This window comes from Streptomyces marincola, assembly GCF_020410765.1.
Lineage (GTDB): Bacteria > Actinomycetota > Actinomycetes > Streptomycetales > Streptomycetaceae > Streptomyces > Streptomyces marincola.
In genome coordinates this window covers 3,089,169-3,101,633 of sequence record NZ_CP084541.1, presented here as the reverse complement: position 1 = coordinate 3,101,633, position 12,465 = coordinate 3,089,169, and the positions used below count along the sequence as shown (strand labels likewise).

The following is a 12,465-nucleotide window of genomic DNA, read 5'->3' as shown; positions in this document are numbered from 1 at the left end:
GCGAGGGTCCGCCACCGTGCGGCGCGTGCCCGTCCGCGGAACCCGCGGACCGCGTCGCGTCGTCGGTAACCGGAGCCCATGACCGATAAGGACGTTGCCATGTTGCAGTCTGCCCTGCTGGGGCCGATGGAGATCCGCGTCAACGGACAGCTGAGAACGCCGAGCGCGCCCATGGCCCGCCGGGTGCTCGCCGTGCTCCTGACGCACGTGGACCGCGTGGCCCCCACCGAACTGCTGATCGACGAGCTGTGGGGGGAGCACCCGCCCATGCGGGCGCGCAAGACCGTCCAGACCTACATCTACCAGTTACGCAAGCTGCTCAGCGACGACGGCGGTTCGGCCCGGGACCCGGGCCCGGTGGAGCGGCACGCGCACGGCTACCGGCTCTCGCTCGGCGGCGGCCGGCTGGATCTGAGCGAGTTCCAGGAGTCCCTGCGCCAGGGGCGCGAGGCGCTGGGGCGCGGCCAGGCGAGCGACGGAGCGGAGGCGCTGCGGCGCGGCCTCGAACTGTGGCGCGGCGCCGCGCTCGAAGACGTGGAGATGGGGCCCGTCCTGGCCGCCCAGGCCGCCAAGCTGGAGAACCTGCGGCTGCGCGCCCTGGAGCAGCGCATCGCCGCCGACCTCGCGCGGGGCCTGCACCACTCGCTGCTTGAGGAGATCAGGGACCTCACCTACGCGCACCCGCTGCACGAGGAGTTCTGCGCCCAGCTCATGATGGCGGCCGAACGCTGCGGCCAGCGCGGCGAGGCGCTCGCCGCCTACGCCCGGCTGCACCGGGCCATGGTGGAACAGCTCGGCCTCGAACCGTCGGAGCGGCTGCAACGGCTCCAGCGGGGGGCGCTGACCGGGGAGGAACGGCGCGCGGAAGCCCCCGCGGGCCCGCGCGCACGCCCCGCGCGCCCGGCCGCGGCGCCGTTCCAACTACCGCCTGCGCTGCGCGACTTCGTCGGGCGCCGCGGTGAGATAGACCGGGTCGAACGCGCGGTGCGGGGCGTCGGCTCCTCGTCCGGGGTGCGCATCGTGACGGTCACGGGCGGCCCGGGGGTGGGCAAGACCGAGGTCGCGCTCCAGGTGGCGCACCGCCTCCAGGGGGACTTCCCCGACGGCCAGCTCGGCGTGCGCCTGCACGGCGAGGACGGCGCCGCGCGGCACCCGGCGGAGACGCTCGAAGGGCTGCTGACGGCCGCCGGGTTCGACCGGCGCTCCCTGCCGCACCGGGCCGACGACCTGGCGGCGATGTTCCGCGGCTGGGCCGCGGCCCGGCGCTTCCTGCTGCTGCTCGACGACGCGGCGGGCAGCGACCAGGTGCTGCCGCTGCTGCCTGCGGGCGCCGACAACGTCGTGATCGTGACCTCGCGCTGCCGGTTCGCCGAACTGCCCGGCGCGGTGACCCCCGTGGAGCTCGGGCCGATGCCGCAGCCCGAGGCGCTGCGGCTGCTGACCCGGGTGGTGGGCGCCGAGCGCGCGGGCCGCGAACCCGAGGCCGCGGCGGCCGTCGCGGCCCGGTGCGAGGGGATGCCGGCCGCGATCCGGGCCGTCGGCAGCCGGATCGCCGCCTGGCCGAGCCGCGGCCTCGCGGACTTCGCCGCGCGGCTCGACGACGAGCGGCAGCGGCTTGAGGAGCTGAGCAGCCCGCACCTGAACGTCCGCCGCTACCTGATCCAGTCGGCCGCCCGGCTGCCGCGCGGCGCGCGCGAGGTGCTGACGGAGCTGAGCAGGACGGAGGAGACGGACGTCACCGTGGCCTACCTGGCCCGCCGCCTGCACCGCTCGGCCGGCTCGATCGAACGCTCGGTCGAGCTGCTGGCCGACTGCCACATGCTCACGCCGCTTCCCCGGGACGGCCGCCACGTGCTGCGTGTCGCGCCGCTGTTCCGCCTCGCGCTCGCCCTCGGCGCGCCGGAGCAGCGGTCGGAACCCGCCCCCGCGGGCCGGGACATGATGCTGCGCTACAGCGCGCGCGCCCGGCCGGTGCGCCGGCTCGCGCCGCTGCGCAGCGCCCTGCGGGGCGCCTGACCCCGCTCGGGCGCCTGACCCGGGCGGGCGGCTGGTTGGGCGCCGGGGTCGGGCGGCCGGTTGGCCGGGCGGGCCCGCTTGGGCCGGGGCGCCGGGTTCGGTTGGTTGGGACGGCCCGGGCGGCCGGTTGGCCGGTGTCGGCTGGATCGCCCGGAGCGCGTCCCGGCCGGATTGGCCGGCTTCAACGGACGCGCCCGGGTGGCCGGTTGGCCGGGTCCGGCCAGGTCCGCCAGGTCCGGCCGGTGCGTCCGGTCGCCGGGGTCACCGGGTCCGGCCTGGCGGCCGGCGACCCGACCGGCCGACTGCCGCACGGCGCGCGGTCAGCCGGCCGCGCGCAGCCGCCTGCGCCGCCACAGGGCGGCGCAGGCGGTCAGCGCGAGCGCCACCGCGGCGGCCGACCACAGGGCGGGCGAGGCCGGGGCGGTCGCGGCGGCGCCCGCGAGCGCGTAGGCCGCGTTCCCCGGCAGCGTGCCGATGAGGGTCGCCGCGGTGAACGGCAGCCAGCCCACCCGGCACACCCCCGCGCCGAGGTTGACCGCGGCGAACGGCATGACCGGCACCAGCCGCAGCACGAGCACGCCGGTGAACGGCCGCCGCGCCAGCCGTTCTTCGAGCGCGGCCGTGGCCCGGTGCCGGGTCAGCAGCGGGCCCACCGCGTCCCGGCCGAGCAGGCGCGCCGCGCCGAAGGCGAGCAGCGCGCCGAGCGCGGTGCCCGCGGCGGCGACCGCGATGCCGGACACCGCGCCGAACGCGGCGCCCGCCGCCGCCGTGAGCGCGGGTTTGGGCACGAACGCCAGCGTGCCGAGCGCGTACCCGGCGACGAACAGCGGCCAGGAGCCCGTGCCCGGCACCGCGTCGCCGCCGGCCGCGAACGCCGCGCCGGCCGCGAGCGCGAGCAGCAGCGCCAGCAGGGCGAGGCGCGGCCACGCCGCGCGGCGGCCGGCGCGCGGCGCCGCGCGGGCCCGGCGTTCCGCGCGCTCCTCGGCGCGCTCCTCGGCGTTCACGGCTACGGGGGCCTCCACCGGGACATCACACCATCACACGACCAGAGGCCACCGCCCGGCCCCGCGGCCTCGCGCCCGGTCGGACCGGCACCCGGTCAGGCCAGCAGAGAGGTCACCCAGTGGTGGAACTCGGTGATGTGGTGCTCGGTCGGCACCAGCACGCCGCCCGCCGCGTAGGCGCGCGAGTGCATCGCGGGCTGGGTGCGTTCGCACGCCGCGAAGTCCTGCTCGTTCACCCGGTGGAACAGCTCGACGGACGCCGACACGTCCGCGCCGCCGTCGATCACGTCGGCCGCGTACAGCCAGTCGCACTCCACCCGCGTCCGGTCGGGTGCCAGCGGGAACATGCGGTGCACGATCACGTGGTCGGGCACGAGGTTGACGAACACCTGCGGCCTGATCGTGGTCGCGAAGTAGCGCCGGTCCTGCTCATCGGCGAGCCCGGGCAGCCGGCCGAAGCCGCCGCTGCCGTCCACGGTGAAGCCCTCCACGTCCGGCGCGAACGCGGCCCCGTGGCCCACGGCGGCCTGCGCCGCCCAGCCCCCGGCGAACTCCGGGAGCACCTGCACCAGTTCGGGGTGGATGGTGGCGCAGTGGTAGCACTCCATGAAGTTCTCGACGATCAGCTTCCAGTTGGCCCGCACGTCGTAGGTGACGCGGCGGCCGAGCACGAGGTCGGCGGGCCGGTAGCGTTCGACGGCCCGGTCGTCGCCCAGGCGCGCGCTGACCGAGCCGATGACCGTTTCGTCGAACGAGGGCGGCTCGTCCGCGAGGCACACCCACGCGTAGCCGAGCCACTCCCGCAGCGCCACACCGATCAGGCCGTGGGCGGACCGGTCGAGGCCCGGCAGGTCCTTGAGGTTCGGCGCGGCCACCAGCCGCCCGTCCGGCGCGTAGGTCCACGCGTGGTAGGGGCAGCGGAAGGTGCGCCGCACCTGCCCCGACTCCTCGGTGCACAACCGGGCGCCCCGGTGCCTGCACACGTTGAGGAACGCGCGCAGCGCGCCGTCGCGCCCGCGCGTGACCAGCACGTTCTCGCGGCCCACGGTGACGGTGCGGAACGAGCCCGGCGTCAGCAGGTCGCCGGCGCGCACGGCGCAGAACCAGCGCGCCTCGAAGATCCGTTCCTGCTCGCGCCGGAACGTCTCGGGGTCGGTGTACGCGGGACCCGGCAGCGTGGGAAGCAGCCCGGTCGCGGTGATCGGCGTCGTCGTCATGTCTGCCGGCCTCCCAACCGGCCCGGGCTGAACAGCTCGATGGGGTGGGGCGTGCTGCCCGTGAGGGCCAGGTCGGCGAGGATCTCGCCGACGACGGGGACGAACTTGAAACCGTGCCCGGAGAAGCCGCAGGCCACGGTGACCGCCGCGTGCGCCGGGTGCGGGGCGATCACGAAGTGCTCGTCGGGAGTCGTGGTGTACATGCAGGTGACCGCCCGCAGCAGCCGCCCCGGCAGGGCGGGCAGCCGCGCCCCGGCGAACGCGGCCATCTCGGCCACCTCCTCCGGGTGCACCGTGCGGTCGATCGTCTCCGGGGTGCAGGGGATGCCCTGGCGGAAGAACGCCACCTTGGCGCCGCCGCCGGGACCGTCGAGCGCGGGGAAGCCGTAGATCTGCGTGCCCTCGGGGGCCTCCCACACGTACACGGGGTGCCGGTCCGGCTCGAACGGCGCGGTGCCGCCCTCGGGTTCGAACCAGTACATGATCTGCCGCTCGACGGTGAACGGCACGCCGAGGTCGGCCAGCTGGCGCGGCGCCCACGCGCCGGGGCAGACCACCAGGTGCCCCGCGGTGTACACGCCGTCCGGCGTGGTGACGCGGACGCCGCGCCCGCCAGGCAGCGCCTCCCAGGCGGTGACCGGCTCCTCGAAGCGCAGCTCGGCGCCCGCCGCCGCGGCCAGCTCAAGCTGTGCGGCGACCGTCGCCTCGGGGCGCAGCAGCCCGGCCCGCCGCTCGAACAGCGCGACCTCGTCGTCGGCCGGCGCGAGCGTGGGGAACCGGGCGCGGATCTCGCGCGCGTCCAGCATCTCGTGCGGCAGGTCCCACGCGGTGGCCGAGCGGACGCTGCCGGCCACGGTGCGGCTGTCGGGGCGCCCGATCATCAGCCCACCGCACAGCAGCGCGATCTCGCGGTCCGCGTCCCGCGCGAGCCGTTCGTACAGCTCGTAGGCGCGCAGCAGCAGCGGCACGTAGGCGGGGCCCTCGAAGTACGACTGCCGGGTGATGCGGGAGCCGCCGTGGCTGGAACCCCGGTCGTGGACCGGGCCGAACTGTTCGAGGCCGAGCACGCGGGCGCCGCGCGCGGCCAGGTGGTCGGCGGCGGCGCTGCCCATGCCGCCCAGGCCCAGCACGATGACGTCGTATCCGGAAGCCATGTCTCTCCGTTCTCGGGTGTTCCTCCTCCTTCACCCTCCCGCGCCCGGCCGGGCGGTGGGACGGCCGGGCCGGGCGTCAGCGCCGGATGCGGGACAGCTCCGGGTCGAGCAGCGGCTCGGCGCGCACGGTCGCGGCGAGCCGTTCGCCGAAGTAGGCGACGTGCGTGCCGGTGCCCGGCACGGCGAGGGCGGCCGGCAGCCAGGCGTAGGCGATGGCGCGGCCGACGGTGTGCCCGTAGCCGGCGCTGGTGACGTACCCGGCGGGCCGCGCGGGCTCGTCGGCCGCGTACACCGGTTCGCCGCCCAGGACGATCGCCGCCGGGTCGTCGAGCGTGAGGCACGCCAGCCGCCGCCGCGCCGTCGCCTCCGAACGGCCCGCGAGCGCGGCCCCGCCGATGAAGTCGCGGTCACCGGGCCGGAGGGCGAAGCCGATGCCGGCCTCGTACGGGTCGTGCTCCGTGGTCATGTCGACCCCCCAGGCCCGGTAGCCCTTCTCCAGCCGCAGGCTGGTGAACGCGGCGCGGCCCGCGGCGAGCACGCCGAGGCGCTGCCCGGCCCGCCACAGGGTGTCCCACAGCAGCGGCCCGAGGTCGGCCGTGGTGTACAGCTCCCAGCCCAGCTCACCGACGTAGCTCAGCCGCATGGCCGTCACCGGGACGTGCCCGATGTGCAGCCGGCGCGCGGTGAAGTAGCCGAACGCCTCGTGCGAGACGTCCGCGTCGGCCAGCGGCGCGACCAGCTCGCGGGCCAGCGGGCCCCACACGCCCAGGCAGCAGGTGCCCGGCGTGATGTCGCGGACGGCGACCGAGCCGTCCGTCGGCGCGTGCCGCAGGAGCCAGTCCAGGTCGAGGGGCCCGTTGCAGCCGATCTGCCAGTGGTCCCGGGCCAGCCGGGCGACGGTGATGTCGGACCGCACACCGCCCGCGTGGTCGAGCAGCAGCGCGTAGCCGACCGAGCCCGGCCCGCGGTCCACGCGCCCTGTGGTCATGCGGCGCAGGAACGCGAGCGCGCCCGGGCCCGTGACCTCAAGCCGGGTCAGCGGCGTCATGTCGAACAGCGCGACCCGTTCCCGCGTGGCCAGCGCCTCGGCCGCCGCGATCGGCGACCAGTGCCGCGCGGCCCACGCGTCGCGCGGCGGGACGGCGCCGGGCGGCAGCGCCTCGGCCAGCGGCGCGTTCGCCTCGAACCACTGCGGGCGCTCCCAGCCGGCGTATTCCAGCTGGTGAGCGCCCAGTTCGCGATGTTTCACGTGGAACGGCCCGACCCGCAGCGGCCTCGGCCGCGCGGGCGGGTCGAGCGGGTGGATGATGTCGTACACCTCGACGAAGCTCTGCGCCCCCCGGTCCGCGACGTAGGCGGGCGAGAGCTGGGCGCCGGTGAACCGGTGCACGTCGCACAGGTGCGTATCGGTGGCCGGCCTGCCCTCGGCCAGCCACTGCGCGACGGCGCGGGCGGCGCCCGCCGAGTGCGTCACCCACACCGCCTCGGCCAGCCAGAGCCCCGGCACCTCGCGGACCTGCCCGAGCAGCGGCATGCCGTCGGGCGTGAACGAGAACACGCCGTCGAACCCGCTCGCCGGCCCGGGACCGCCGAGCGCGGGTAACAGCTCGGCCGCGTCCCGCCAGGCGGGCGCGAACTCCTCCGCACTGAATGGCAGTTCCGACGCGGTCAGGGTGAACGGGTCGACCGGCATGGGCCGGTGCCCGTAGGAGCCGATGCCGAGGGCGTCGCCGTGCTGCCGCACGTACAGGTCGCGGTCCTGGTGCCGCAGGATCGGCAGCCGCGCGTCCGGGTCGAGCCCGGGTACCGGGCCGGTCCTGGCGTACTGGTGGGCCAGCGGCAGCAGCGGCACCGGCACCCCGGCCATCGCACCGACGACCGGCCCCCAGAACCCGGCGGCCGAGACCACCGCGTCGGCCGGAAAGTCCCCCCGGTCGGTGCGCACCGCGACCACCGCGCCGTCCGGGCCGCGTTCGATGCCGGTCACCGTGTGCCCGCCGTGGAACGTCGCGCCGCGCGCCATCGCGCGTTCGGCCTGGAGGCGGCAGGCCAGGGCCGCGTCGGCCAGGCCGTCGCGCGGCGTGTGCAGCCCGCCGAGCACGCGGTCCGCGCCGAGCAGCGGCCACAGTTCGGCGCAGCGCCGCGCGCTGACCCGTTCGGCCTCGATGCCCCAGGACGCGGCGAGCCCGGCCCGGCGCGCGAGGTCCGCGAGGCGTTCCGGCGTGGTGGCGACCTCAAGGCCGCCGACCGGCGAGAAGCAGCCGAGCGACCGGTACTTGTCGATGGTGTAGCGGGCGAAGTCGGAGAGCACCTTGGCCGGACTGGTGGCGAACACCAGGCCCGGCGCGTGGTAGCTGGAGCCCGGCCCGGCGAACAGCGGGCCCCGGTCGAGCACCGTGACCTCCCGCAGGCCGCGGGCGGTCAGCTCGTCGGCGAGCGCGCAGCCGACGATGCCCGCGCCGATGATGACGACGCGCGTGTCCGCCCTCGCTGCCATGGCCCGCTCCTCCCACCGACGCGTTGCGCATGGCGCGCTGGGTTGCGCCATGTGGGACATGGTGAGAACGGCCACTCGCGGTGTCAAGGGCGGCGGATCACCGGGGCGTAAAAGCGCCGGGACGTTCGCGTGTCAGCTGCCGAAGCCGAGGCGCCGCGACAACTCGCCCGCCGCCGAGGTGCAGCTTTCGGCCAGCTCGGACAGCCGTTCCTCGCCCATCCGGTACACGGGACCCGACACGCCGATCGCCCCGATGACCGTTCCGTCGTACCTGCGGACCGGCGCCGCGACCGCGTTCAGGCCGGCCTCCAACTCCTCGCGCGTGACCGCGAACCCCTCGGCCGCCACCTCGTCCGCCGCCGCCCGCAGCGCCGCGGGCGCCGTCACCGTGCGCGCGGTGAACCGCTGCTGCTCGCGCGCCAGCAGGCTCTCCCGCACGGCCGTCGGCATCGCCGCGAGCAGCACCTTCCCGCTGGCCGTGGCGTGCAGCGGCGTGCGCCGGCCCAGCCAGTTGTACGCCGCGACCTCGGCCGGGCCGCGCGCCTGCATGATGTTGACGGCGGCGTCGCCGTCGAGCACCGCCACGTTCGCCGTCTCGCCCGTCGCCTCCGCGAGCCGCCGGCACACCGGTGCGCTCTCCTGCGAGATGTCGAGCCTGATGGCCGCGGCCCCGGCCAGCCGCAGGATGCCCGCCCCCAGGTAGTACTTGCCGCGCTCCTTCTCCTGGTCCACCAGGCCCCGGCTCTCCAGCACCCCGATCAGCCGCGACGCCGTGGACTTGTGCACCCCGATCTCGTCCGCTATCTCCGTGACCCCGGCCCCGCCGCTCCTCGCCAGCGCTTCGAGAACGCTCACCGCCCGCTCCACCGACTGCACCGATCCGGCCACGCCCCGACGCGTTTCCTCACCCTCGGTCATGACCTCATCGTAGGCGCGCGTCACCCGGGCGGCCCCGTGTCGGGCGGCCGGTGACGCGGCGGCCTGGGTGAGCATCGGGACGTGGTGGATGCCGTCGTCATCGGGGCCGGAGCGGCCGGACTCACCCTCGCGCACCGGCTCGTCGAAACGGCCGGGGCCGAGGTTCTGCTCGTGACCGCGCCGCCGGGGCCGCTGCGCCCGGCAGAACGCACCTGGTGCTGGTGGGAGGCGCCCGGCGGCCCCTACGACGACGCCCTCGTCACGTCCTTCCACCGCCTCCGCGTGCACGGCCGCGCCGGCGACGTCGCCGACCGCGCGCCGCGCCGCCTGCGCTACAAGATGCTGCGCTCCGGCGCCCTCGAAACGCTGGTCCGCGACCGGCTCGCGGGCCGGGCCGCGTTCCGCGAGGTCATCGCGACCGTCACGGACATGCGCGACGCCCCGGGCGGCGGCGCCGAGGTGCGCGGCACGGACCCGGAGGGGCGGCCGGTGCTGCTGCGCGCGCGCTGGGCGTTCGACTCCCGGCCGCCGCGCCGGCTGCCGCCCGCCCGCACCACGCTGTTCCAGCACTTCCGCGGCTGGTTCGTGCGCACCCCGCACGCCGCGTTCGAGCCCGGCGTGGCCGACCTGATGGACTTCCGCGTGCCGCAGCCGCCGCGCGGCGTCGCGTTCTGCTACATGCTGCCGCTCGGGACGCACGAAGCGCTGGTCGAGTACACCGAGTTCTCGCCCGAGCCGCTGCCCCGCGAGGCGTACGAACGCGCGCTGCGGCACTACACGCGCCACCACCTCGCGCTCCCGGACCCCACGATCGCCGCGACCGAGGCGGGCGTCATCCCCATGACCGACGGCGTCTTCCCGCGCCGCGTCGGAACGGCCCTGTTCCGCGTCGGCATCGCAGGCGGCGCCGCCCGCCCGGCCACCGGCTACGCGTTCGCCGCCGCGCAGCGCCAGAGCCGCGCCGTCGCCGCCGCGCTGCGCGCCGGCCTGCCGCCCGTGCCGCCGCATCCCCACTCGACGCGCTCGCGCGCCATGGACGCGGTGCTGCTCGCCGCGCTCGACACCGGCCGGGTGTGCGGCGCCGACCTGCTGGCGCGGCTGTTCCACGAGGTGCCGACCGAACGGCTGCTGCGGTTCCTCGACGGCGACACCCGCTGGTGGGAGGACATCGCGGTCGGGCTGCGCACCCCGGCGCGCCCGATGCTGCGCACGGCGCTCACCCTGCCGCTGCGCCCCCGGCGGCCCACCCCCGCGCCCGCCACCCTCGACGAGCACCCCGACCACGGACACCCACGGAAGGCGAGCGTGAACGATGGCGATTGACGACAACCGGGCGCCCGCCGCGCTGCTGCGCGACGGCGACCTGGCGGCGGCGTTCGACCGGGCCGCCGCGGGCTACGACCGGCTCGTGGCCTGCAACCCCGGCTACCACGCGCACCTGCGGCGCTCGGCCCGCCGCCTCGGCCCGCGCCCCGGCGGCGCCGCCCCGCCCCGGCTGCTCGACCTCGGCTGCGGCACCGGCGCCTCGACGGCCGCGCTGCTCGCCGCCCACCCGGGCGCGCGCGTCACGGCCGTCGACGCCTCGGCAGGCATGCTCGCCCGCGCCACGGCCAAACGCTGGCCACCCGGCGTCACGTTCGTCCACGCCCCCGCGGAACGCCTCGCGGACGCGGGTGTCACCGGGCCGTTCGACGGCGTCCTGGCCGCCTACCTCTTCCGCAACGTCGCCGACCCCGACCGCCTCCTGCGCGACGTGCGTCAACTCCTCGCCCCCGGCGGGCGGCTCGCCGTCCACGAGTACACGCTCAGCGGCCGGCCGTCGCACCGCGCGGTGTGGGCCGCCGTGTGCGGCGGCCTGGTGCGCCCGGTGGGCGCGCTGACCGGCGACCGGCAGCTGTACCGGCACCTGTGGCACAGCGTCATCGCGTTCGACACCGCCGCGCAGTTCACCGGCCGCGTGCGCCGCGCCGGGTTCCACGCCGTGCGCGCCGCGCCCATGCCCGGCTGGCAGCGCGGCATCGTGCACACCGTCGTCGGGACCGCGGCGTGACCGGCCGGCGGCCGGGCCGCGACCGGCGCGCCCGGGTGCTGCCCCCGGCGGGGAACCGCGACCGCGTCACCGGCACCCCGCCCAGCGCCGCCGTCGTGGGCGGCGGCATCGCGGGACTCGCCGCGGCCACGGCGCTCGCGGAACGCGGCGTACGCGTCACCCTCGTCGAACGCGGCGACGCGCTCGGCGGGCGGCTCGCGGGCCACCGCGTGACGCTCGCGGACGGCTCGGCCGCCACGATGACGCGCGGCTTCCACGCGTTCTTCCGTCAGTACTACAACCTGCGGCAACTGCTGCGGCGCGCCGACCCGGACCTGCGGATGCTGACCGGGCTGCCCGACTACCCGCTGCTGCACCGGGAGGGGGCGCGCGACAGCTTCGCGCGCGTGCCGCGCACCCCGCCGTTCAACGCCCTCGGGTTCGTCGCGCTCAGCCCCTCGTTCGGCGCCCGCGACCTGCTGCGCATGCGGCCCGCCGCCGCGCTGCCGCTGCTGGACGTCCGGGTGCCCGAGGTCTACCGGCGCCTCGACGGGACCAGCGCCCACGCGTTCCTCTCCGCCATCCGCTTCCCCACGGCGGCCAGGCACCTGGCGTTCGAGGTGTTCTCGCGCAGCTTCTTCGCCGACCCGGCCGAACTGTCCGCCGCCGAGATGGCGTTGATGTTCCACATCTACTTCCTCGGCTCGGCCGAGGGCCTGCTGTTCGACGTGCCCGCCGAGCCGTTCCCCCAGGCCCTGTGGGAACCACTGACCGACCACATCGCGCGCCTGGGCGCGCGGGTGCGCCCCGGCACCGCCGCGGAACGGCTCGCACCCGCCGACGGCGACGCGCTCCACCTGACGACCGCCGACGGGGCGCGCGAACGCTTCGACGCCGTCGTGCTCGCGCTCGACACGGACGGGCTGCGCGACCTGGTGGCGCGTTCACCCGCGCTCGGCGACGCCGAGTGGCGCGCGCGCATCGACAAACTACGCGCCGCGCCCCCGTTCCTCGTGTCGCGCTACTGGCTGGACCGGCCCGTGGCGCGGCACCGGCCCGGCTTCCTCGGCACCAGCGGCTACGGGGCACTGGACAACATCACGGTGCTGAACGCGTTCGAGGGCGAGGCCGCCAGGTGGGCCCACCGCACCGGCGGCTGCGTGCTCGAACTCCACGCCTACGCCCGGCCGCCGGGCGCCGACCGGGCGGCCGAGCAGCGGCTGCTGCTGGCACGCGCGCGCGAGGTCTACCCCGAACTGCGCGAGGCGCGCGTGATCGACGAGCGGCACGCGTGGCACGCCGACTGCCCGCTGTTCCCCGTCGGCGGCTGGACCGACCGGCCCCCCGTGCGCACCCCGCACCCGGCGGTGATGCTCGCGGGCGACCTGGTGCGCACGACGCTGCCGGTCGCGCTGATGGAACGGGCCGCCACCACCGGCTTCCTGGCCGCCAACGCCCTGCTCGCCCGCTGGGGCGTGCGCGGCCAGACCCTGTGGACGGTTCCCGACCGGGGCCGCTCGGCCGCGTTCCGCACCCTGGCGACCCTGGCCCGCCCCACGCACCGGCCGTGACGCACTATGGCCGGATGAACGCGTTGAGTGATAGTCTCGCCACGGAGCGCTGGGACGAA

General features: G+C 76.6%; 9 protein-coding genes. 4 read left to right on the top strand and 5 right to left on the bottom strand.

Annotated elements, in window-relative coordinates:
* Window positions 1-99: 99 nt before the first annotated feature.
* Window positions 100-2,016, top strand: coding sequence for an AfsR/SARP family transcriptional regulator (locus LC193_RS13215; RefSeq protein ID WP_226074257.1), 1,917 nt, complete (start codon window positions 100-102; stop codon window positions 2,014-2,016).
* 320 nt (window positions 2,017-2,336) lie between these two features.
* Here the strand turns inward: LC193_RS13215 and LC193_RS13210 are convergent, their stop codons facing one another.
* From LC193_RS13210 to LC193_RS13190, 5 genes are all read right to left on the bottom strand, one after another.
* On the bottom strand, window positions 2,337-3,038 hold the full coding sequence (locus LC193_RS13210) for a TVP38/TMEM64 family protein (RefSeq protein ID WP_226074255.1): 702 nt from the start codon (window positions 3,036-3,038) through the stop codon (window positions 2,337-2,339).
* A 77-nt stretch (window positions 3,039-3,115) separates the two neighbouring features.
* The gene (locus LC193_RS13205; protein WP_226074253.1) at window positions 3,116-4,237 is read right to left on the bottom strand and encodes an aromatic ring-hydroxylating oxygenase subunit alpha; all 1,122 of its coding nucleotides are present in this window, start codon (window positions 4,235-4,237) and stop codon (window positions 3,116-3,118) included.
* Window positions 4,234-5,391, bottom strand: a complete 1,158-nt coding sequence (solA, locus tag LC193_RS13200; protein WP_226074251.1) for an N-methyl-L-tryptophan oxidase — start codon at window positions 5,389-5,391, stop codon at window positions 4,234-4,236. Before solA ends, LC193_RS13205 begins: the two co-directional genes overlap by 4 nt.
* Window positions 5,392-5,467: 76 nt before the next feature.
* Entirely contained in the window at window positions 5,468-7,888 is a 2,421-nt protein-coding gene (locus LC193_RS13195) for a GcvT family protein (RefSeq protein ID WP_226074249.1), read from the bottom strand.
* Window positions 7,889-8,020: 132 nt separating this feature from the next.
* Entirely contained in the window at window positions 8,021-8,806 is a 786-nt protein-coding gene (locus LC193_RS13190) for an IclR family transcriptional regulator (protein ID WP_226074248.1), read from the bottom strand.
* Window positions 8,807-8,887: 81 nt separating this feature from the next.
* Between LC193_RS13190 and LC193_RS13185 the strand changes: the two genes are divergently transcribed.
* Genes LC193_RS13185 through LC193_RS13175 form a run of 3 tightly spaced genes read left to right on the top strand, consistent with a single transcriptional unit; the run spans window position 8,888 to window position 12,406 of the window.
* Window positions 8,888-10,129, top strand: coding sequence for a lycopene cyclase family protein (locus LC193_RS13185; protein ID WP_226074247.1), 1,242 nt, complete (start codon window positions 8,888-8,890; stop codon window positions 10,127-10,129).
* Complete coding sequence (locus tag LC193_RS13180) at window positions 10,119-10,856, top strand: methyltransferase domain-containing protein (protein WP_226074246.1); 738 nt, start codon at window positions 10,119-10,121, stop codon at window positions 10,854-10,856. Before LC193_RS13185 ends, LC193_RS13180 begins: the two co-directional genes overlap by 11 nt.
* Entirely contained in the window at window positions 10,853-12,406 is a 1,554-nt protein-coding gene (locus tag LC193_RS13175) for an FAD-dependent oxidoreductase (protein ID WP_226074245.1), read from the top strand. Before LC193_RS13180 ends, LC193_RS13175 begins: the two co-directional genes overlap by 4 nt.
* The last annotated feature ends 59 nt before the right edge of the window (window positions 12,407-12,465 follow it).